This is a genomic window from Stenotrophomonas sp. TWI700 (genome assembly GCF_039673645.1).
GTDB classification, from domain to species: Bacteria; Pseudomonadota; Gammaproteobacteria; order Xanthomonadales; family Xanthomonadaceae; genus Stenotrophomonas; species Stenotrophomonas maltophilia_AA.
Map to the genome: position 1 here is coordinate 1 of NZ_JBDJMB010000009.1, position 20015 is coordinate 20015.

The 20015-nt window shown below is 67.8% G+C and carries 20 protein-coding genes; 8 read left to right on the forward strand and 12 right to left on the reverse strand.

Annotation, left to right across the window (positions count from 1 at the left end; translation table 11 throughout):
• Positions 1-122 precede the first annotated feature (122 nt).
• A complete protein-coding gene (locus ABE473_RS08850; RefSeq protein WP_346489205.1) occupies positions 123-1682 on the reverse strand; it encodes an ankyrin repeat domain-containing protein in 1560 nt (519 codons plus the stop codon).
• A complete protein-coding gene (locus tag ABE473_RS08855; protein ID WP_346489206.1) occupies positions 1679-2074 on the reverse strand; it encodes a BlaI/MecI/CopY family transcriptional regulator in 396 nt (131 codons plus the stop codon). Before ABE473_RS08855 ends, ABE473_RS08850 begins: the two co-directional genes overlap by 4 nt.
• A 535-nt stretch (positions 2075-2609) precedes the next feature.
• Here ABE473_RS08855 and ABE473_RS08860 point away from each other — a divergent pair.
• Positions 2610-3422 (forward strand): alpha/beta hydrolase, encoded by an 813-nt coding sequence (locus tag ABE473_RS08860; protein ID WP_346489207.1) that lies wholly within the window; start codon positions 2610-2612, stop codon positions 3420-3422.
• A 111-nt stretch (positions 3423-3533) separates the two neighbouring features.
• A complete protein-coding gene (locus tag ABE473_RS08865; protein ID WP_346489208.1) occupies positions 3534-3710 on the forward strand; it encodes a hypothetical protein in 177 nt (58 codons plus the stop codon).
• Between the two features lie 12 nt (positions 3711-3722).
• On the opposite strand, the gene ABE473_RS08870 is transcribed toward ABE473_RS08865, so the two are convergent.
• Complete coding sequence (locus ABE473_RS08870; protein ID WP_346489209.1) at positions 3723-4565, reverse strand: MnmC family methyltransferase; 843 nt, start codon at positions 4563-4565, stop codon at positions 3723-3725.
• A gap of 190 nt (positions 4566-4755) precedes the next feature.
• Here ABE473_RS08870 and ABE473_RS08875 point away from each other — a divergent pair, with 190 nt between their 5' ends.
• Positions 4756-5241: a transposase gene (locus ABE473_RS08875; RefSeq protein WP_176990480.1), complete on the forward strand. Its 486-nt coding sequence runs from the start codon at positions 4756-4758 to the stop codon at positions 5239-5241.
• 148 nt (positions 5242-5389) lie between these two features.
• Here ABE473_RS08875 and ABE473_RS08880 read toward each other — a convergent pair whose 3' ends face one another.
• Both ABE473_RS08880 and ABE473_RS08885 read right to left on the reverse strand, forming a co-directional pair.
• Positions 5390-5809: a hypothetical protein gene (locus ABE473_RS08880; RefSeq protein WP_176990479.1), complete on the reverse strand. Its 420-nt coding sequence runs from the start codon at positions 5807-5809 to the stop codon at positions 5390-5392.
• Between the two features lie 120 nt (positions 5810-5929).
• Positions 5930-6367 (reverse strand): hypothetical protein, encoded by a 438-nt coding sequence (locus tag ABE473_RS08885; protein WP_346489211.1) that lies wholly within the window; start codon positions 6365-6367, stop codon positions 5930-5932.
• A gap of 273 nt (positions 6368-6640) precedes the next feature.
• On the opposite strand from ABE473_RS08885, the gene ABE473_RS08890 reads away from it, so the two are divergent.
• Positions 6641-6940: a hypothetical protein gene (locus ABE473_RS08890; protein WP_176990477.1), complete on the forward strand. Its 300-nt coding sequence runs from the start codon at positions 6641-6643 to the stop codon at positions 6938-6940.
• A 9-nt stretch (positions 6941-6949) separates the two neighbouring features.
• Here the strand turns inward: ABE473_RS08890 and ABE473_RS08895 are convergent, their stop codons facing one another.
• Positions 6950-7321 carry a MerC domain-containing protein gene (locus ABE473_RS08895; RefSeq protein WP_346479351.1) on the reverse strand — a complete coding sequence of 124 codons (372 nt, stop codon included), beginning with the start codon at positions 7319-7321 and terminating at the stop codon, positions 6950-6952.
• Positions 7322-7391: 70 nt separating this feature from the next.
• On the opposite strand from ABE473_RS08895, the gene ABE473_RS08900 reads away from it, so the two are divergent.
• A complete protein-coding gene (locus ABE473_RS08900; protein WP_346489213.1) occupies positions 7392-8723 on the forward strand; it encodes a GTP-binding protein in 1332 nt (443 codons plus the stop codon).
• 18 nt (positions 8724-8741) lie between these two features.
• On the opposite strand, the gene ABE473_RS08905 is transcribed toward ABE473_RS08900, so the two are convergent.
• The 4 genes from ABE473_RS08905 to ABE473_RS08920 all read right to left on the reverse strand — a co-directional run bounded on the left by ABE473_RS08905 (position 8742) and on the right by ABE473_RS08920 (position 13193).
• On the reverse strand, positions 8742-10112 hold the full coding sequence (locus tag ABE473_RS08905) for a HipA domain-containing protein (RefSeq protein ID WP_346489214.1): 1371 nt from the start codon (positions 10110-10112) through the stop codon (positions 8742-8744).
• Entirely contained in the window at positions 10109-10378 is a 270-nt protein-coding gene (locus tag ABE473_RS08910; protein ID WP_346489215.1) for a transcriptional regulator, read from the reverse strand. The genes ABE473_RS08905 and ABE473_RS08910 overlap by 4 nt, the downstream gene beginning before the upstream one ends.
• Positions 10379-10493: 115 nt before the next feature.
• On the reverse strand, positions 10494-12116 hold the full coding sequence (locus ABE473_RS08915) for an ATP-binding cassette domain-containing protein (protein WP_346489216.1): 1623 nt from the start codon (positions 12114-12116) through the stop codon (positions 10494-10496).
• A 174-nt stretch (positions 12117-12290) separates the two neighbouring features.
• Positions 12291-13193, reverse strand: coding sequence for a LysR family transcriptional regulator (locus ABE473_RS08920; protein WP_346489217.1), 903 nt, complete (start codon positions 13191-13193; stop codon positions 12291-12293).
• A gap of 309 nt (positions 13194-13502) precedes the next feature.
• On the opposite strand from ABE473_RS08920, the gene ABE473_RS08925 reads away from it, so the two are divergent.
• A complete protein-coding gene (locus ABE473_RS08925; protein WP_346489218.1) occupies positions 13503-14705 on the forward strand; it encodes an MFS transporter in 1203 nt (400 codons plus the stop codon).
• A gap of 106 nt (positions 14706-14811) precedes the next feature.
• On the forward strand, positions 14812-15759 hold the full coding sequence (locus tag ABE473_RS08930) for a polysaccharide deacetylase family protein (RefSeq protein ID WP_346489219.1): 948 nt from the start codon (positions 14812-14814) through the stop codon (positions 15757-15759).
• Positions 15760-15768: 9 nt separating this feature from the next.
• Here ABE473_RS08930 and ABE473_RS08935 read toward each other — a convergent pair whose 3' ends face one another.
• Complete coding sequence (locus ABE473_RS08935; RefSeq protein ID WP_346489220.1) at positions 15769-17373, reverse strand: EAL domain-containing protein; 1605 nt, start codon at positions 17371-17373, stop codon at positions 15769-15771.
• A 273-nt stretch (positions 17374-17646) separates the two neighbouring features.
• Between ABE473_RS08935 and ABE473_RS08940 the strand changes: the two genes are divergently transcribed.
• Entirely contained in the window at positions 17647-18420 is a 774-nt protein-coding gene (locus tag ABE473_RS08940; protein WP_346489221.1) for a lytic transglycosylase domain-containing protein, read from the forward strand.
• A 9-nt stretch (positions 18421-18429) separates the two neighbouring features.
• On the opposite strand, the gene ABE473_RS08945 is transcribed toward ABE473_RS08940, so the two are convergent.
• Positions 18430-19956, reverse strand: coding sequence for a hypothetical protein (locus ABE473_RS08945; RefSeq protein WP_346489222.1), 1527 nt, complete (start codon positions 19954-19956; stop codon positions 18430-18432).
• Positions 19957-20015: the final 59 nt, after the last annotated feature.

Consider the following 20015-nt stretch of genomic DNA (forward strand, 5'->3'; position numbering starts at 1 on the left):
GGCGGGCGGGGGCCCGCCGCAGGGCGGGGCGATCGGGGGCCGCGACGGCCGCCCGTCCGCGGCGTGCGTGGGCGGCGGGGGCCAGCCCACGGATCAGCGTCCCCCGAGGGTGTCGCGGCCGGTCAGCGTCTGCCGGCGACCGCACCACGCTGGGTGAGGTAGTCGCGGACGCGATCGTTGCGCGCCTGGTTCAGCGGCGAGCGCCACTGTCCCTGATCGGCGACTACGCCCAGGTTGACGTCGGCGCCGTGCTCGACCAGATAAGCGACGGTGTCGACGTCGCCGGAGCGAGCCGCGTTGATCAGCGGGGTTTCGTCGTACGCGACGATGCGGTTGACGTCGGCCCCGGCGCCGACGAGACGCTCGACCACCGGCAGATGACCGCGACGTGCCGCAGCGATGAGCGGATTGCCATCGCCGCGCGAGGCCAGGTCGGGCTGCGCGCCGAGGACGAGCAGGGCGTCGACCATCGCGAGTTCGCCTTGCTTGGCGGCGATGATCAGCGCGGTGCCGTCGCCACTGACCTGCGTATCCACGGCGATACCCGTCTTGACCAGCTGCTGCACGCGGGAGATGTCGCCCGTGCCGGCAGCGCGGAGCAGCTGCTCGGCCTGCGGCGAGGCGGTACGCGGCGCGGCGGCGGGCGTGTCCTCGACAAGGATGACGGCCTTGCCCAACCGCGGCGTGGCCGCAACAGTGACGCCAACGTGCGCGACCAATGCAAGTGCACACAAGGCGCCCCAGCCGAGGCGCGTCGTCCAGCGGGCAGGGCGTGTATCCAGGGTGAGCAGCCCATCGATGCGCTGGCGCAGCCCGTTGCGGGTCGCGGACATGGTCACGGCCAGGGGCCTGCTGCTATCGCGCTGCTGGATCAGTCCGGCGATGCCGGTCAGCAGGGAGTCGGCATAGCCACGGCCACTGCCGCTGCGCAGTGCGGCACGCTCGTCGCACGCCATCTCGCGGGCGAGATCCAGGCGGCGGCACAGCAGGCGCAGGAACGGGCTCCACCAGTAGACGGCGAGCAGTGCGCGCTGTGCGGCGCAGATCCACAGATCGTGCCGACGGATATGCGCGGCTTCATGCAGCAGCAGATCGCGCAGCGCGGCCGGGGGCAGGGTCGATGACATTGTGGTCGGCACCAGAATGCGCGGCGACCACAGGCCGACCACCATCGGGCCGGGGACACTGTCGGACAGCGCGATGCGGGCACCGGACGGCAGCTCCCAGCGCAGCAGTGACTCCAACGCGGGCGCAGGCCGCGCGCTGCGATGCAGGCGACGCGCCTGCCAGGCGCCTTGGCCCAGTCGGCCCAGCCCCCACAGCGTGCCGAGCAGCCAGATAACGACGACGCCGTGCAGCAGGGTCGGTGTGGTGGAGGAGGTAGTCATCGCGTGGGCAACGTCGGCCGGCTTTGGCGCGATAACCTGCACCGCGCTGTTCGCGGCGGGCGGCGACACGGTCTGCTGCGCGACGGAAATCGGCGTCGGCGCACTGCGCGGCAGCAGGACCAGCAGCGGTGACGCCGCCGCCAGCACGAAGGCCGCGCACAACGCCCAGGAGCGCGCTTCCGCACTGAGCCGGCTTCGCCCCAGCACGAGTGCGGCCAGGGCGAACAGCAGGGCGCTGTGCCAGAGGTGTTGCACGGCCATCGTCGCCAGGGCCTGGGTCCAATGCACGGTCATTTGGGCGTCCTCCAGGGAGATGCGTCATCCACGCGCTGCTGCAGGGCCTTGAGCTCGTCAGCGTCCATGTCGTGCTCATCGATCAGGTGCTGGGCCAGCACACTGGGCGAATCGTTGAAGAAGGATTTGAGCAGATTCTCCAGCGCCTGCCTGCGCGCTTCGCTGCGGGTGATGGCGGCGCTGTAGATGAAGGCGCGCCCCTCGCTGCGATGGTGGACCAGTCCCTTCTTGTCCAGCACCTTGAACATGGTCAGCACGGTCGTATACGCGACCGGCTTCTTCCTGGACAGCTCATCGGTGACCTCACGCACGGACGCCTCCTTCTTCTTCCAGAGCACCTCCAGAATGCGGCGTTCGGCGTCGGTCAGGGCGGGCGAGACGGGGCGGGCCATGGCTGTCTACTGGTTCGTTAGTTGATGGCCGCATCGTGCGCCCGCCGGATCGGCGGTGTCAACTATGTAATTAGTAATGGGTCGCTGGCAGCCCTCTACGGGTCTGCGTGGCGACGCAGCAGCGCACAGCTGGCACACCGTTCGGTCAACGGGATCTGCCGTAGTGCGGCGCTCAACGCTGCGCGGGACGCGGGGTGTGCACCGAGCCCATGCAGCAGCAACGTAATGGCGAGCCCGCAACAGGCTGCGTCGGGCGGCATGGGCGCCGCGCGGGTGGCAACGTCCGGCGTGATCTCATGACAGTCCATGTACCGGTTCCCAGCGTCGACGATGCCCCACCGCGACTATGGTCGGGCGCCGTCTCAGAAGCTGAGATCGCGCCGCGTCATCCCGTCGTCGTTTCGCTGAACCCATCGGCGGATGTCAGTCAGGCCTGTGCACGTCACGTCAGTGATGCCGCGGAATCGTTCACGGCCCGCGCAACCTCCGCTGCCTAGGATCGATTCTTCCTTCCCCATCGCTCCAAGGAGTTCCCATGGCTGCTTCCCGCGTTCGCCTGCACGTTGAAGATTCCGGTGGCACCGGCCGCCCGGTGGTGCTGATCCACGGCTGGCCGCTCTCGGCCGAATCGTGGAAGGCGCAGGTTCCCGCGCTGCGCGATGCGGGCTACCGCGTGGTGGCCTATGACCGCCGGGGCTTCGGGCGCTCGGACAAGCCGGCCGATGGCTACGAGTACGACACGCTCGCTGATGATCTGGCCGGTGTGATCGAGGATCTGGACCTGAAGGATGCCACTCTGGTCGGCTTCTCGATGGGCGGTGGTGAAGTGGCGCGCTATGTCGCCAGACATGGCGAATCGCGCCTGCATAGCGTGGTGTTCGCCTCGGCGGTGCCGCCGTACATGCTCAAGACCAGCGACAACCCCGAGGGCCCGCTGACGAAGGAAAAAGCCGATGAAATGCGCGCGGGCCTGGAGAAGGATCGCGATACGTTCTTCGACGGCTTCACCAAGGATTTCTTCAGCGCCAACGGCGAGCTGAAGGTGAGCGAGGAAGAGCGCCAGGCCGCGATCACGCTCTGCAGGCAGTCCGACCAGACCGCGGCGCTGGGATGCATGAAGGCGTTCGGCACGACCGACTTCCGTGGCGACCTGAAGAAAGTCACGGTGCCGACCCTCGTCCTGCACGGCGACAGCGACGGCACGGTGCCGTTCGAAGGCTCGGGCAAGCGCACGCATGAGGCCATCGCGGGCAGTGAGGTGGTGGTGCTGAAGGATGCGCCGCACGGGTGCAATGCCAGCCATGCCGAGGCGTTCAACAGGGCGCTGCTGGACTTCCTGAAGAAGTAAGTCGCAGGACATCCGCAGATAGCGCCCGGCACGTTGCGATCACGTGTCGGGCGTTCTTGTAAGCTGCACTCGCTGAGCGGAAATGCAGCGTTAATCCAGTCGAGACCGCACATGGCCCAGTCCCAGACACCGCCCTGGAAGAAGCCCAGTCCCAATGGGAAGAAAAAGTCGCAGCCGCTCTCCCAGGCACAGAAGGATGCGGCCCGTCAGCGCGCCGAGGAAAACGGGCGACGCTATCCCAATCTGGTCGACAACATGTGGGCGACCAAACTGCCACGCGGCAGTTGATCGGACCCCGGCTCAGCGCTTGACCGCGAGCACCCCATCCATCGCCAGCTCGGCCTTGAACCCCGCCTTCTCCAGCCGCTTGGCGACCTCGCGCGGCACATCGCGGCCGCTGGTCAGTTTGTTCGGCGCACCGGTGTAATGGAACATCCGGCCGCCCTTGCGGATGACGCGTGCGAGCTGGTCATAGAACACCTGTGAATACAGCTCGCCGGCGATGCCGAAGCGCGGCGGGTCGTGCAGGATCGCGTCGACCGACGCGCTCTCCAGCCCTTCGATCTCCTGCGACACATCGCCCTGGCTCAGTGACAGCCGGCCGCCGCTGCTCTCCGCCTCCGGGTCCGGCGACCACGGGTTGAGCGTGCGCAGCCACAGCACGTCCGGATTCTTCTCGAACGAGCGGACGCGGGTGACGCCGCCTTCCAGGCAGCACGCGGCGAAATAGCCCAGGCCGCCGCAGGTATCGAGCACGGTCTTGCCGGCCGGGGCGATCAGCGCGACCTTGCGGCGGGCATCCTCGAACGGAGACACCTGCGCGCTGGGCAGCATCTTGATGCCGTCGATCTCGAAGGTCGGCGCGTCCCAGTCGGTCGGCACCAGCTTGATCAGCGCCGAACCGAAGCGCGAGATCGCCAGGAACTCCTCGCCGTCCCAGTAGTACAGGGTGCGGTCCTTGGTCTTGCCGGGATAGGCATAGGTCTCGCCCTTCCATTGCCAGTGCTCGGCCGCCAGCGTGGCGGTACCGGTGGAGCGACCGAGGTCGAGCGAGCCCGTCCATTCCCCGGCGCCGGCATCGCGGGCGCGGGTCAGGGTCTCGGCGAGCGGGCGGGTCAGCAGGGGGCCGGTGTAATGGGGCACGGGATCGGGGCCGCGGCGCGGGCGCCAGGCGGTCTGTCAGTCAGGGGTGGGCATCGTACCTGAGAAGGCCGTCGCGGGCCCTGGTGCACTCCCCCAGGGCGGGAATCCGACGCTTGCGTGCGCGGGTGTCCGAGGCGCTGGCAGGGAGTGCGCTGATCGTAGCGGGCCGGAGACTTTGGATACTTGGGTCATGTCCTACGACCACCTCCTCTGGCCGACCGGTACGGCGTATTTCTTCAGCGCCCACCTCCGCGATCGCAGCAGCAGCCTGCTGGTGGAGCAGGCACAGGTGCTGCGGCTGGCGTTCCGGGTGGCGCAGCAGGCGCGGCCGTTCCGGATCAACGCAATCGTGGTGCTGCCGGACCACCTGCATGGGGTGTGGACGCTGCCGGAGGGCGATGAGGAGGGCCATCGTCGCTGGTCGCAGATCCAGGCGATCTTCGACCGCCAGCTGCCGGTGGCCGAGCCGCGCCTGCAGCTGCGCCGGGATCGCAGTCTGCGGCCGCTGTGGCACAACGGTTTCCGCGAGCATCGGATCGTGGACGCCGACGACCTGCAGCGGCATGTGGCCTATGTCCACCACAACCCGGTCAAGCACGGGCATGTGCGCGATGCGACGCAGTGGCCGTACAGCTCGATCCATCGCGGTCGCCGTGATCCGGAGACGCCATGTTGAAGTACGGGGAGGGGATGCCCGCCTGTGTAGGCCTGCGGGTGGGGCGGTGTCGGGGATGGGTGTTGCGGGCCGGGCTACCGGTGCGGGCGGGCGGTGATCGCTGCCTGCCGCCGGTGGTCCGGCGGGTGGGGGTATCCAACGCGGAGGGTCAGGGGCATTTCACCGGGAACACCGGGCCGGCGCCGATCAGGACCAGGGCCATGTAGTCGCTGTCCTTGGCCTTGCCCTTGAGCGTGGCACCCGGATTGAACTTGAAGATGCCGAAGCCGCCACCGGGGCGGACCAGCGCTTTGTCGATCTGATCCGCATCGTCGCGGAAGAACTGTGCGATCTCGGCGCGGCTGGATTCCTGCAGCGGCGTGGCGTCGCGCTGCCATTGCTCATCGCGGTTGAAGGACACGTAGTACTGGCCGCTCTGCTGCTCGATGCGGAACTCGGCCGGCTTGCGTGCGTGGGTGGCATAGCAGCCCAGCATCGGATCGGAGGAGAACACGCCGGCGCTGTTGTCGCTGCCGCAGCCGGTCAGCAGGAGCGGGGCCAGGAGGAGCAGGCTGGGCAACAAGCGCATGGCGGATCCTGACGGCGGGTGGTGAGGGCATTGTAGGCACCGCGCGGCGCAAGCCCGTGTAAAGCCGGCCCGGTCTGTCGATCCGAAAGCTGCCCCTCAGATGGCAACCTCCGTCAGCGCCTACTTCGTCCTGCCCGGCGCATCTCTGATGAAGCAGTCTGCCAGCGGGACCACGCCCGCGCTTACATCGAGCTCAGGAAGAGGTGCATCCGGCGTGTACTCGTGACTGCGGTGGCAGCCCCAGCCTGAGCTGTTGCCGACCATGAGAGCTTCTCCGTCTCTCATGGGCTCCATGCCTGATGTTGCGCAGAGCGCCTCATGGTAGGCCCGGGTTTCTGCGCGCTGGTCGTGGAAGTCATACCGCAGATATCCGTCGGCAGTGACTTGCAAACGCTGCTGGACCGGCACCGTGCCGCCATTCTGATCCGGCCAGCAGCTCGTGCGTATGACGATGCGGTGGCCGTCGGCGGTGAACTCGATGCTGTCATGAGGCTCCTGGGCATGAAGCGCTGACGAGAATGGCAACGTGGTCAGGAAAAGCACGAAGGGGGGGCGCATGACGAACTCGATGTGGGGGCCGGCAGAAGCGCCCAGCTTCCACGCTCCGGTATTTTCCGGCTGTGCGCTACCTCTGGCTTCCGCGCTCCCACCTGTTGGCATTGCTCATCGAATCCGTTCGTCCACTCAGCTTGGTCAATGACCATGGCAGCGGGATGTCGTGCTGACCAAGGCGTGGCCGGTGCTCGGCATGGCGCACCGAAAGGTGTACGTTGTTGGTGAACTCCACGAGACATGCGCGTGCAAGAAGAAAAAACCAACCCTGCTCGCTCCATGGCACGGATTGAATCGCGTAGCCAGCGACTCCCGCTGCTCGGCCTCGTCAGTTTCCTCGGCCTCCCCATCGGGGCCTTCGCCGCACACATCGCCACCGCCGCCAATCACGGTGTCACCGCGGGCGCCAGCACCACCGGCGTGTCCATCGGCGTGCTCGCCTCGGCTGCGGTGGGTCTGATCGCCACCGTCGGCTCGCGCGTGCGCCAGGAACGCTGGCCGTGGCTGGGCATCATCGGCGCGGTGCTCAGTGCAGCACCGCTGGTGCTGTTCCTGGTCGGGATGATGTTCAAGCACTGAGCCGTGCGCTCAGTGGCGGTGCCGCCGCCACGCATTCCACACATGCGTGCTGGCCAGCAGCAGGCTGCCGACCACGGTCATCGGGGTCTCGGCCTCGTGGCTCGGCCAGCCCAGTGCGCCGACCAACAGCAACAACAGCCCGGCCGCAGCGCCGGCCATCGCCCACGCGGGCAGCGGGTGCTGGCGGTGCGCGCGCCACAGCGCGAAGCCGGTCAGGGGCGCGGCGATCGCCACGAACAAGGCATGCACCCACTCGGCTTCGGCCCACACGCCCATCAGCGGGAGCATCGCCGCGAGAAGCGGCAGGGCCAGGCAGTGCAGCAGGCACAGGCCGGACAGCGCGATGGCGCCGGCATCCAACAGGGCAGAGGATCGCTTCATGGGGCGTAGGGGTCTTGGTCCGTGAATGTTATATAGTAACATTTCATTCCCCGTCCTGACCTGCTCCGCCATGACTGCCTCTCCTGCCCTTCGTGATTCCCGCCTGCCGGTGACGGTGCTGTCCGGCTTCCTCGGCGCCGGCAAGACCACCCTGCTCAATCAGCTGCTGCGCAACCGCGAGGGCCGCCGGGTGGCGGTGATCGTCAACGACATGAGCGAGATCAATGTCGACGCGCAGCTGGTCCGCGACGGCGGCGCTGCGCTGAGCCGCACCGAGGAGACGCTGGTGGAGTTCAGCAACGGCTGCATCTGCTGCACGCTGCGCGATGACCTGCTGCAGGAGGTGCGCCGGCTCGCGGCCGAGGGACGCTACGACTACCTGTTGATCGAGTCGACCGGGATCGCCGAACCGATGCCGGTCGCGGCGACCTTCTCGGTGCGCGATGAAGACGGCTTCAGCCTCAGCGACATCGCGCGGCTGGATACGCTTGTGACGGTGGTCGATGGCGTGCGTTTCCTGCACGATTTCGGCTCCAGCGATCGGCTGATCGACCGCGGCCAGCAGGCTGGTGAAGACGACGACCGCGGTGTGGTCACCCTGCTTGCCGAGCAGATCGAGTTCGCCAACGTGATCGTGGTGAGCAAGTGCGATCTGATCGACGACGACACCCTGCAGTCGACGCTGGCCGTGCTGCGCGCCATGAACCGCGATGCGCGGCTGGTCCTGGCCGAACACGGCAACGTGCCGCTGCACGAGGTGCTCGATACCGGCCGCTACGACTTCGTCAAAGCGCAGCTGGCGCCGGGCTGGATGCAGGCGCTGCGCGGCCAGCACACGCCGGAGACCGAGGAATACGGCATCACCAGTTTCGTCTACCGCTCGCGCCGGCCGTTCCATCCGCAGCGTTTCGCACAGCTGCTCGACACCGGGCTGGGCAGCGTGATCCGCAGCAAGGGCTTTTTCTGGCTGGCCAACCGCATGGACTCGGTCGGGGAGCTTTCCAGCGTCGGTGCGGCGACGCAGACATCGGTGGCTGGGTTCTGGTACGCCTCGCGCGAGCGCATGGAGGCCGGGCTGGACAACACCGCGCCGACGCTGCCGCCCACGCGCGTGCCGTATACCGATATGGGCTGGGCCCGCCAGCAGGCAGGTTGCTGGACCGCGCCGATGCCCAGCGTCGAGCAGGTCGGCGATGCCGGTGAGTACCAGGCCATGCGCAGGCTGTGGCATCCCTGGTGGGGCGACCGCCGCCAGGAGCTGGCGGTGATCGGGGTGGCGATGGACGAGCACGCGGTCCGCGCCGAGCTGGATGCCTGCCTGCTCAACGATGAGGAACTGCGTGCCGGGCCGCTGCTGTGGCAGCTGTTGCCGGATGCGTTTCCGGCGTGGGCGCGGGCCTGAGCAAACGGATGCCGGGGTTCAGGTGGCCAGTTGCCTTGCCATCTCCTTGATGACCACTTCGATGATCGTTCGTACCATGCGCATCTCGCCGTACAGCGTCACTCCGGCGACATCGGCCCAGTATGAATTCTCCGTCTCGATCTCCGCCTTCACCGACTCAGCCAACGGAACGACACTGGATATCATCTCGGCAAGGCGCCGCTGCGCCAAGCGAGGCGGTAAGCCCAGCTGTCTTCCGGCATCGACCAGCAAGGCTGGCGTGATGTCGGCGAAACGCTGCACGCCCAACAGATCCCAGGCAAGCGTAGAAGCTTGCGGCCAGCTCGGACTGTCCTCTTTATAGGCGCGGCTGCGGCCCGCGACGGTGCTGAGCAGATCGTAGTGTGGGGCCAGGTCGGTGCCACCTGTGCCGACGAGAAAGCTCAGGTTCTTCAGATGGGCATCGTCGTTGCCAGTCAGCACATTGAACACCAACCAGTCGAAAAGTCGCCTGCGCGTGTTCAGTCTCTCGCGGCAGTAGTGGATTGCCGCACCCAACGTCCGAAGGCTTCCCGCACTGTATTTGTCGCCGCGCTGGAGATTCAACAGTTGGCAGGCGTCGATGGCATGGACGCGGCGTGTCCTGCCGTCGTACGTTACACGATCAAACCGTTCGATCAGAAAGACCGGCTCAGGCACATAGCGTCGTTGCACCTCGGGCACCATCAGTCCCATTGCGCGGGCCAGCCGCATGACAAAGTACTCGTTGATGACCGTGTGCGGATAATCAGGGTCTGTGCTGTCCGGCTTCAGAACATGGGTGGACGTTTCAGTACCGACGGGCTGGTACAGCAGGTCATGGTCTTCGATGACGGCCAATTTGTGTTGTGCGCCGGCCAGCGACATTCGCTTTTCCGCGGCGCCGGCCAGTGAGTGGCGCGGCAGGTTCCGGATGCGCCGGGAGAGTTGGGCATCCGGCAACGGCACCCGGCTCCCCCGCGCCAGTGCTACATGCGGGGGCAGCAGGGTCAGCGCACCCGCGGATTCTGCACCGTAGTAGGTCAGCAGGGCGAAGTCATCGCTGCCGCGGAGTCCAGCGTCCTGCGCCATGCGTGTGCGCTGCTGATCTTCTGGGAGCAGATTGTCGAAGTACCATTGCACGGGGCGCGAAGTACTGCCGTCCAGAAGGGTGCTTTGGCTGCGCGGCAGCCAAGGCGAGAGGTCGAAGCTTTCTGGATGATCACGCCAGGTGGGCGCGTACTCGAACCGCCATAGGTTTCGATGCTCGTGCAAGGTGCCAACGGGCTGGCTATCCAGGGTGGCCAGCAACGAGCGCTCTGGATAGTGCAGCCCTTCCAGGAACACGTCGCCCAACGCAGGTTGGGCAGCGTTGATGGATGACGGATTCATCGTTTCGCTCCGCGCGTTCTGTCCTGCTCCTGCAGCAGTGCTACGGCCGCGTCGGGCACATCGATCTCCACGCGCAGGCCCAGTTCCGTTAGAACCTGGAACAGCTTCTGCCATTGCACAGTGCCGCCGCCTCGCTCGACCTTCGCAAGGAAGTTCTCGCTGACCCCGATGCCTTCGGCGGTGTCGTCCTGACGCATTCCCTGGCACTTGCGTGTGGCCCGGACCAAGGGACCGAGTTCTTCATGGTGCTTGAGCGTGACTTTCATGCATTATCCTTACGATCGTGTGGATTTTGCGGTAGTACTGCGAGGATACGCCTAAATCCTCTTTGGCGTGAGGATTTCTATTAAACGCGTGTCGACGCAGGAGTAATCCTCTCGATCATGAGGATTTAAGCCAGCCCGTCAGTTGCCACCCGCCACTCGTCGCGTTGAGAACGTCATTTAAGCCGACCGCCTCCAGCAGCGCGCTATCGTGCGAGACGATCATCAGCGTGCCGGTGTACTGGCTGAGCATCTGCTCGAGTGCGGTCAGCGAGGGCAGGTCGAGGTGATTGCCCGGCTCGTCCAGCAACAGCAGCTGCGGTGGCGTCTGCGCGTACAGCACCGAGGCCAGTGCGGCCTTCAGCCGTTCACCACCGCTGAGCGTGGCCAACGGCCGCAGGCTGCGCTCGGCATCGAGCCCGAGCAGCGCCAACTGCGTGCGCAACGTGCCTTCGCTGGCAATCGGATGCGCGTGCTGCAGCAGTGACAGCGCCGAGGCATCGCCCGGCAGCATCGTCAGCGACTGGTCGAGCAGGGCGACGCTGGCCGCCACCTCCACCTGCCCCGACACCGGCGCCAGCGTGCCGGCCAACAATCGCAGCAGCGTCGATTTGCCGCTGCCATTGCGGCCCTGCACGCCGATCCGCTGCCCACGCTGCAGGGTGAGATCGAGGGTCTTCCACGGCGCCTGCACCCACGGCAGCCCGGCAGCGACGAGCTCGGCCACGCGCTGGGGGCCCGGCTGGCTGATCACCGGGGCAAGCAGGGCGATCTCGATGTCCTGCTCCACCTCGCTGGCGGCCTCGCGCACGCGCGCGTCCAGTTCGGTACGGCGCTCGCTATGCTGCGCCTGCCAGCGGCCCGCGCTGTGCTCGCTGCGGTTCTTCATGCCACCGAGCAGGATCGGCGCCTGGTTGGCGGTGCGTGCATCGCGCGTCGCCCGCGCCTGGCGGTGCTCCATCCGTTCGCGCTGGTAGCGCAGCTCGGTCTGCTGCTGGCGGCGCTCGCGTTTACGCAGGGCAAGCTGCGCGTCCGCACTGCGACGTTCGTCCTGTTTCTGCGCGGCATAGAGCGCGTAGTTGCCGCCGTAGTGACGGAGTCCGGCCGGTGACAGCTCCACGATGCGCGCCATGCTGTTCAACAAGGCACGGTCATGGCTGATCACGATCAGGCCGCCGTGCCAGCGCTGCAGCGCCGCGATCAGGCGCTCGCGATGCGCGGCGTCGAGATGGTTGCTGGGCTCATCCAGGATCAGACCCTCGGCACCGGAGAGGAACGCGCCGGCCAGCGCCACCTGCACCGCCTGGCCACCGCTGAGCGTGGCGGCCGGCAGCAGGGGATCCAGCGCTGGCAGGCCCAGCAGGTGCCACTGCGCCTGCAGTTGTTCGCGCAGGTCCCAGCGCTCCCCGACGCAGGTGAAGTCGTCCGGGTCGACGCTGCCGGCCTCGATGCGGTGCAGTGCATCGAGCACCGGGCCGACACCGGCCAGATCGGCAATGCGACCTGCGGGCACGCCGCTGTGCTGCGCGAGAAGGTGCACGGGGCCACTGCGCTGGATGCGGCCGGACGTGGGTGTGAGATCCCCGCTGAGCAGGCGGGCGAGCACGCTTTTGCCCACGCCGTTGCGCCCGACCAGGCCGGTCGGGGTGCCGTCGAACGCGGCGGACAGTTCGGAAAACAGGACCCGGCCGTCGGGCAGGGTATGCGTCACGCGATCGAGCGTGAGAGCGAATGCGGTCATGCGACCTCCATGGATGCCAAGGACTCCCCTCCTGCAGGACAGGCGGGTGGAGACAGGCCGTCAGACGACGGCGGCATCAATGGCGCATGTAGGCCTACCTCGGCAACAAAGGCGACTGGCTGTCGCGTGACCAGTATAAAACCGCCCGGCGGCCGGGCGATGAACGCGGCCTGCTCAGCAGCTCACCCCGGTCAGCCGCGCGCTGATGAAATCGATGAAAACGCGCAGCTTGGGCAGCACATGGCGGCCCGAGGGCCACAGCAGGTAGAAGCTGCCGCAGGCGTGGATGCGGTTGGCCAGCACCCGCTGCAGGCGGCCATCGGCCAGCGCGTCGCGCACCGAGTGCTCGGGAAGGTAAGCAATGCCGCGTCCGGCCAGGGCGAAGGCAAGCCGCGCCTCGATCGTATTGCTGACCATTGAGATCGGCAGGACCAGCGGCGCGGCGCCCGGGGTCTGCGGTAGCGGCCAACACTCCAGCTTGCCGCTGCTGGGGAAGCGGTAGTGCAGGCAGTCGTGCTGCAGCAGGTCCTCCGGAACAAGCGGGGTGCCGCGGCGGGCCAGGTAGTCCGGCGAGGCCACCAGATAGCGTGGGAATTCGCCCAGCTGCCGCGCGCTCAGGCGCGAGTCGGCCGGTTCGCTGACCCGCAGCACGGCGTCGAAGCCTTCCTCGATCACATCGACCAGGCGGTCGTCGAAATCCAGTTCCAGCCGGATGCCCGGGTAAGCGGCCATGAATTCGGTCAGCAGCGGCAGCGAGATGTCGCCGACCAGCGGCAGGCTGACCCGCAGCACGCCGGTCGGCGCCTCGGTCTGCTGGACCAGCTCGTCGCGGGCGGCATCGCGCTCGTCAAGGATGCGCCGGCAGCGCACCAGGAAGCGCTCGCCCTCGGCGGTGAGGGTGACGCTGCGGGTGCTGCGATGGAACAGCCGCACGCCCAGCGCCTGCTCCAGCCGCGATACGGTCTTGCCGGCGGCCGAGGCGGAGATGCCGAGCACGCGGCCGGTCTCGACGAAGCTGCGGGTATCGGCCACCTGCACGAAGGTCTGCAGATTGCCGAGGTTGTCCAGGGCTGACATGGGCGGCCACAGAGGAGGAAAGCGGCCACTCTAGCGGCCATCGGGGTGCGCAGGAGCACGGGCGCACGCATCGGCCCGCAACACTGCGGTGCGCCATCGGTGGGTTCGGGCGCAGGACCTTGCAGGGCGGGCACCTTGCCGATTGCCGCCACCGCAGTCCGGAATGTGCGGAGCGCCGCCCCGCTGTTTCGCCGGCCGCGCAGCGCCTACGGTGGCGCTCCCCTCTTTCCGGCCGCTGCCCATGTCTGCTCGCCACGCCCCTGCCTCGCTCTCCGCCCCCCGTACCACTGCGTGCACGGTGGCCTCCCCATGAGCGGGCACGTGCTCGATCCCACCGCCGTCCCCGTGGCCGACGCCGCCACCCGGTTGCCGCTCGGCGGCCTGCTGGCGCTGGCCTGCGCGGGCTTCATCACCATCCTCACCGAGGCACTGCCGGCCGGGCTACTGTCGCCGATGAGCGCCGATCTCGGCGTCAGCCGCGCGCTGGTGGGACAGCTGGTCACGATCTACGCGCTGGGCTCGCTGGTCGCGGCACTGCCGATGACCGCGCTGACCCGGCGCTGGCCGCGGCGTCCGCTGCTGCTCACCGCCATCGCCGGCTTCGTGGTGGTCAACACGATCACCGCGATGAGCCACCACTACGGGGTGATGCTGGTCGCGCGTTTCTGCGCCGGGATCAGCGCCGGCCTGCTGTGGTCGCTGGTGGCCGGCTATGCCAGCCGCATGGTGGTGCCGCAACTGCAGGGCCGGGCGATCGCAGTGGCGATGGTGGGTACGCCGCTGGCACTGTCGCTGGGCATTCCGGCCGGCACCCTGCTGGGCCAGACCATCGGCTGGCGCTGGGCGTTCGCGCTGATGTCGATCCTCAGCGTGGGCCTGCTGGTGTGGGCGCGGCTGGCCTTGCCGCCGCTGCCGGCCCCGGGCGCGGCGGCGCAGCAGCCACTGGGCAGCGTGCTGCGCCTGCGTGGCATGCGCACCGCGTTGCTGACGATGTTCCTGTACGTGCTGGCGCATAACGTGCTCTACACCTACATCGAACCGTTCGCGGCGTTGTCCGGCGCGGCCGCATGGCTGGATCGCCTGCTGCTGGTGTTCGGCGTGGCCGCCCTGGTCGGCATCTGGATCACCGGCCTGCTGGTGGACCGCTGGCTGCGCGAACTGGTGATCGCCAGCACGGTGGCCTTTGCGCTCTCGGCGGTGGCGTTCGGCCTGTGGCCGGGCTCGACGTGGGTGCTGGTGGCTGGCACCGTGGTGTGGGGCGTGTCCTTCGGTGGCGTCGCCACCCAGTTCCAGACCGCCGTGGCGCGCCGCGCCGACGAGGCCGGTGACATCGCGCAGTCGTTCGTGGTGACCGGTTGGAACCTGGCGATCGCGCTGGCCGGCATCCTCGGCGGCGTGATGCTGGAAACCGTCGGCGAACGCTGGCTGCCGGCGATCCTGCTGGTGCTGCTGCTGGCCACGCTGGTCGTGGTGCTGCGCCAGCCGCGGGCATGGGAACCGATCGCGCACTGAGCCCAGCCGCCGCACACGGCAAGGTGGGCTGCGATACCCGGCGCTATGCTGGAGCCGGGTATCGCGATGGGAGCAGCGGGTGCGCAAGGGAGTTCTTCGAAGTGCTGTGCTGGCACTGCTGTGCCTGGCCGGCATCGCCCACGCGGCGGCGCCGGATCGGCGCATCGCGCTGACCATCGACGATCTGCCCTGGCAGCGTCTGGACGAACGCGCCGAGCCCGAGCTTGCTGCCCGCCATGCGCAGCTGATCGCGGCCCTGAAGCACGCGGACGTGCCGGTGGTGGGCTTCGTCAACGAGGTCAAGCTCGAGGTGGATGGCCGGATACAGCCGGCGCGCGTGCAGATGCTGCGCGACTGGCGCGATGCCGGGTTCGAGCTCGGCAACCACACCTTCGGCCATGTCGATCTGCATGCGATCGGGCTGGCCGCGTATGAGCAGGACATCCTGCGCGGTGAGGCGACGTTGCGCCCGCTGCTGGCCGAGACCGGGCAGGCGCCGCGCTGGTTCCGGCATCCGTATCTGCGGGCCGGGCAGTCGCCGCAGGAACGTGCCGCGCTCGGTGTGTTCCTGCAGCAGCACGGGTATCGGGTGGCGCCGGTCACGGTCGACAACAGCGAGTGGATCTGGGCGTTCGCCTACGACCACGTGCGCGATACCGAGACCGATCCCATCGCGCGCGAGGCCCGCCTGCGCCAGCTGCGCCGCGGCTATGTGCCGTACATGCTCAACAAGCTGGACTATTACGAACAGCAGGGCCAGCAGCTGCTGGGCCGGCTCCCGGCGCAGGTGTGGTTGATCCACGCCAATGCGCTCAGCGCCGATTGCGTAGAGGAATTGGTCGCGGCCACCCGTCGGCGCGGCTATCGCTTCGTTTCGCTGGAGGCCGCCCTGCAGGATCCGGCCTACCAGCATGCCGATGGCTACAACGGTGCGGGCGGCATCAGCTGGATCCAGCGCTGGGCCATGGCCGAGAACAGGCCCAAGGCCTTCTACGCGGGCGAACCCCAGGTGCCGGCGTGGGTGATGACGCTGGCCGGGCTCGATGCGGAGTAGGCAGGCCGCTCAGTCGGATGTGTCGCCGTTGGGGTTCTGCATATCTTCGGGGGCCTGCCCGTACTGCTGCTTGCGGTGTTCGTGGAACGCGACGAACTCGGCCGGCGGCAGCGCCTTGGAGAACAGCCAGCCCTGGCCGAACTCCACCTGGCGTGCCTGCAGATAGGCCAGCTGCGCAGGGGTTTCAACGCCCTCGGCGACGGTGAACAGCCCCAGCGTCTTGGCCATCTCGATGATGTGCGAGGTGACCGGGCTGGTCGCGCTGTCGGTGCCGATCGCATCGATGAACGACTTGTCGATCTTCAACGCATCCAGCGGGAGCTGCTGCAGGTACTGCAGGCTGGAATAGCCGACACCGAAGTCGTCGATCGCCACGCTGTGGCCCATGCGCCGTGCATTGGCCAGGTTGGTGCGCGCGCGGCGGACATCGATGAAGCCGCGCTCGGTGGCTTCCAGCCAGATCTGCTGGGGGTGGATGCCGGTGCCGTGCAGCTTGGCCGCCAGTACCTTCAGCGCCCGCCCACTGCTGACGTCTTCGGCGGCCAGGTTGATCGCGATGTGCGCGCTGCGATCCTGCACCAGCAGGGCGCGCATGTCGGCGATCACGTGGTCGATGACCTGGTCGGTCAGCGCATCGATCAGCCCGGCCTCCTCGGCCAGCGGAATGAACAGGTCCGGGCGCACCAGGCTGCCATCGGGACGGCGCCAGCGCACCAGCGATTCGGCGCCCACGCAGATGCCGGTCGCCAGCTCGATGATCGGCTGGTAGTGCATGAAGAACTCACGCTTGCGCACCGCGGTGGCCAGTTCGCCGCGCAGCGACAGCCGCCGCCGCGACAGCCAGACCACGCCGCCGATCACCGCCATCGCGCCGAGCACGCCCAGCGGAATGAACTGGCCGATCTGGTGGCGGAATGCGGCGACCAGATCGGTGCGCGGCGCCGTGGCGATCGCCAGCCATTCCTGGTCCTGCGCAGTGGCATACAGGGTCTGGCCTTCCATGCCGGTGGCCGGCTCGCGCAGCAGCCGCTGCAGCAATGCCTGGTCCTGGATGTCCTGCTGGGCGATCAGCCGTCCATCAGGGCTGGCCACGGCCAGCCGCACGTTGGGATCGACGATCACGTCGATCAGCCGTGCCGGGTCCATCAGGATGTCGTAACGGCCGTAGCCCAAGGCCAGCAGAGATTGCCGGCCACTGCCGGCCAGTGCGTGCACGCCCAGCGTGATCCCTGCGCCTTCCGCGGTGACGTAGGCGGGTGTCGGCTGCGCGACCTCGGCGTCCATCGGCCCCCACGAGGTGCAGGCCAGCCGACCGTTCTCGAAGTAGCCGATCTGCTCGGCCGAATGGGTGCTCATCACCAGGCTGCGCATCAAGTGGAGATGCTCGGGAGAGCAGGGCGCCAATGTGCTTTGGTCGAGTTGGCGCAGGGCGTTCAACGCACCCTCGTAAGCGCGGTGCGCGCGCTGCAGGGTACGCTCCGCGGTGGTCTGCAGGCGTACCTGCTCGGACTCGCTGGCGCGGCTCCAGGTGAAATAGAACACGGTAGCAATCGGCACCAGGGCGCCGAGCAGGGCCAGCAGGACGGTGACGGCGATGATCCTGGCGCGGTTCAAGCGAATCTCGATGCCTCGTCGAAAGGGGGTTTCATGGCAGCCCGGCGGGCCAGGGCGGTCGCGGCCCCAGTCGCTATATGACCATCAGTGCGGTCGATTTGAAACCAGCGCGTCCAGGGTCGCCCGCCGAGCCGGCGCGGGCAGGGGGATGATCACGGACCGAACGGGCTGATCCCGTCATGAGCCCGCCGGGACCGGCTCGGTATTCACCTTCGGTTCGCGCCGTCGGCCGGATGATCGCGCCGCACCCTTCCGTGCCCCCGATCCGAGCCGATGAACCCGACCCTGCCCGCTGCGTTGGCCCTGTTGTCGTTGCTGCTGCCTGGCCTGGCATCGGCGCGCACGGTCTATCGCTGCGTGCAGAGCAACACGGTCAGCCTGGCCACCGCGCCCGAGCCGGGGTCCCGCTGCACCCCGCAGCAGATCGACGACACCGCCGTGCAGACGCCCAACCTGTGGGGCAACATGGGCGTCTTCAGCGGCACCCTGTACGAACGCGAGCAGGACGGTGCGCTGGTCTACTCGACCCGCAACCTGCCGGGCTCGCGCGTGTTCCTGAAGTTCACTGTCGCCACGCCGCCGGGCGAACCGGCGCATGAAGGCCTGGGCAAGGTCGGTACGCCACAGTTGAACCGGCATGCCAAGCAGTTCAAGGCGGCGGCGAAAGCCACCGGGGTGGACGATGCCTGGCTGCGGGCGATCGCCCATGCCGAGAGTGGCTTCGACGCCGGCGCGATCTCGCCCAAGGGCGCGCAGGGCGTGATGCAGCTGATGCCCGATACCGCCACCGAATACGGCGTGGCCGATCCGCTCTCGGCCGAGCAGTCCATCGGTGGCGGTGCGCGTTACATGAAGGCGCTGCTGCGCCGTTACAAAGGCGACCGCGTGCTGGCCGCCGCCGCCTACAACGCGGGGATCGGGGCGGTGACGCGGTACAAGGGCGTGCCCCCGTATGCCGAGACGCTGGCCTACGTGGAGAAGGTCAGCGCGCTGTATGTGCGGTATCGCGAGGCGATGGGCTTCAAGGTGGAGACGCCGGCGAAGTAGGCCGGTGCCTCAGCGCGAGGAACCTGTATTGAACAACGGATGGTGCTCGCTGCGTCCGACGGCGTCCAATGCCGCCTGCACGTCGGCGCGCGCGACGACCTGCCGCCATCGGCGATCGCGCTCGGCGTCACCGGGCAGCGAGGGTACGGTCAGCAGCTGCTGCATGGACATCAGTGCTTCGCTGCGGTGCTCGGTCGAGCGCAGCCGTGCGATCAGTTGTGCGGCGGCCTGGTCCAGCGCATTGTCTTCCAGCAGGGCTTCCACCACGTAGTCTTCGGCGATGTCCTTGTGATCCGCCAGCCAGCGCTGGGCGGTGGCGGCCTGCGCCGTATCGCCCAGCTGGCGGTAGGCGTAGAAGCGCACCCACTGTTGCACGGCCTCACCGTACGGGCTCAGGTTGCTGCCGGTTTTGTCGAGCGTCTCCAGCGCCTCGCGCGGCCGTAGCAGCGACGCCTGCCACGTCGCCAGGTTCAACTGCTGGCTGACGTTGGCCGCGCCTTCCTCGTGGAACGCGGCGGCGGTTTCCAGGGTCGCCAGCCCGGCCTGCGCATCGCCCAGGCGGCGCTGTGCGATGGCGCGGTTGTTGAGCAGCCACGCAATATCCCCGGAGTGCTCGAAGCTGCGCGGCAGGCTGGGATCGGCCGCCGCTCCAGCGACGTTCCCGGTCATGGCGACCACCTCGTCATGGCGCCCGAGTGCCAGCAGCGCATAGCTCATCTCCACGAGATTGCGGATTTCCTCGGGTGCCAGCAGGTTACCCACGCGCAATGCATCGAGCTCGCGCTGTGCGGACTGCAGCGGGTCGAAGCGCGGACTGTCGCGATCAATGAAGCGGTCGAACCGCTTGTCCGCCCGCAGGGCGAGGATGGCCATCGGGCTGTCGATCCGTTCCAGTGTCGCTGCGACCCGGTCGTCCTGGCCGCTGTCGACCTGCAACACCGCCAGCCGCTTCCAGAAATCGGTCGGCTCGATAGCCTCGGGTTTCCAGCCCCGGTCGAACAGCGCCTGCAGGAAGTCCCGGTAGTCGCTCTCGTGGCCCTGCAGCTGCTGGCCCAGCGATCCGGCCATGGACATGCTGATGTCGGGCAGGAACTGATCGGACAGCTGCAGCGAGCGGGTGATCAGGCGCGTGCCCTCGAGGTGACGGCCATCCTCCGCATCCAGCACGCCCAACAGATAGAGCGCGCGCGGTTCATCGGGTGTCGCGTGTCGGGCGAGCTCAAGATAGCTGCGCGCTGGAGCATGCTGGCGAGCCTGCAATGCCACCCAGCCGGCCACGACGTAGGCGTTGACCCGATCAGCATCGGGAATGTCCGCCAGGCCGGGATCCGCCAGCAGCCGCTCGAACGTGATCAATGCGCCCAGCGTGTCCCCCTGCTCGCCTTGCTGCGCGGCGTCGCCCAGCGCGTCCTGCAGTGCTTGTACGTGAGCGCTGTCGGCTGGCGCGCGGGTATCGACCGATGCCTGCACCGGTACGGCAATGGCTTGGACCAGGGCGATCAACAGGGCGATGCGGTGTGGTCGCAGATGCGGCATGCGGCGCTTCCTTCCATGGCGTGAATCCTGATTGGAACCCGGCGGGCCGTGGCGGCACA

Bases quoted from the DNA above. Each gene is read 5' to 3' on its own strand.
- ABE473_RS08850 (WP_346489205.1), bottom strand. From the start codon at position 1,682: ATGACCGTGCATTGGACCCAGGCCCTGGCGACGATGGCCGTGCAACAC.
- ABE473_RS08855 (WP_346489206.1), bottom strand. From the start codon at position 2,074: ATGGCCCGCCCCGTCTCGCCCGCCCTGACCGACGCCGAACGCCGCATT.
- ABE473_RS08860 (WP_346489207.1), top strand. From the start codon at position 2,610: ATGGCTGCTTCCCGCGTTCGCCTGCACGTTGAAGATTCCGGTGGCACC.
- ABE473_RS08865 (WP_346489208.1), top strand. From the start codon at position 3,534: ATGGCCCAGTCCCAGACACCGCCCTGGAAGAAGCCCAGTCCCAATGGG.
- ABE473_RS08875 (WP_176990480.1), top strand. From the start codon at position 4,756: ATGTCCTACGACCACCTCCTCTGGCCGACCGGTACGGCGTATTTCTTC.
- ABE473_RS08880 (WP_176990479.1), bottom strand. From the start codon at position 5,809: ATGCGCTTGTTGCCCAGCCTGCTCCTCCTGGCCCCGCTCCTGCTGACC.
- ABE473_RS08885 (WP_346489211.1), bottom strand. From the start codon at position 6,367: ATGCGCCCCCCCTTCGTGCTTTTCCTGACCACGTTGCCATTCTCGTCA.
- ABE473_RS08890 (WP_176990477.1), top strand. From the start codon at position 6,641: ATGGCACGGATTGAATCGCGTAGCCAGCGACTCCCGCTGCTCGGCCTC.
- ABE473_RS08895 (WP_346479351.1), bottom strand. From the start codon at position 7,321: ATGAAGCGATCCTCTGCCCTGTTGGATGCCGGCGCCATCGCGCTGTCC.
- ABE473_RS08900 (WP_346489213.1), top strand. From the start codon at position 7,392: ATGACTGCCTCTCCTGCCCTTCGTGATTCCCGCCTGCCGGTGACGGTG.
- ABE473_RS08905 (WP_346489214.1), bottom strand. From the start codon at position 10,112: ATGAATCCGTCATCCATCAACGCTGCCCAACCTGCGTTGGGCGACGTG.
- ABE473_RS08910 (WP_346489215.1), bottom strand. From the start codon at position 10,378: ATGAAAGTCACGCTCAAGCACCATGAAGAACTCGGTCCCTTGGTCCGG.
- ABE473_RS08915 (WP_346489216.1), bottom strand. From the start codon at position 12,116: ATGACCGCATTCGCTCTCACGCTCGATCGCGTGACGCATACCCTGCCC.
- ABE473_RS08920 (WP_346489217.1), bottom strand. From the start codon at position 13,193: ATGTCAGCCCTGGACAACCTCGGCAATCTGCAGACCTTCGTGCAGGTG.
- ABE473_RS08925 (WP_346489218.1), top strand. From the start codon at position 13,503: ATGAGCGGGCACGTGCTCGATCCCACCGCCGTCCCCGTGGCCGACGCC.
- ABE473_RS08940 (WP_346489221.1), top strand. From the start codon at position 17,647: ATGAACCCGACCCTGCCCGCTGCGTTGGCCCTGTTGTCGTTGCTGCTG.
- ABE473_RS08945 (WP_346489222.1), bottom strand. From the start codon at position 19,956: ATGCCGCATCTGCGACCACACCGCATCGCCCTGTTGATCGCCCTGGTC.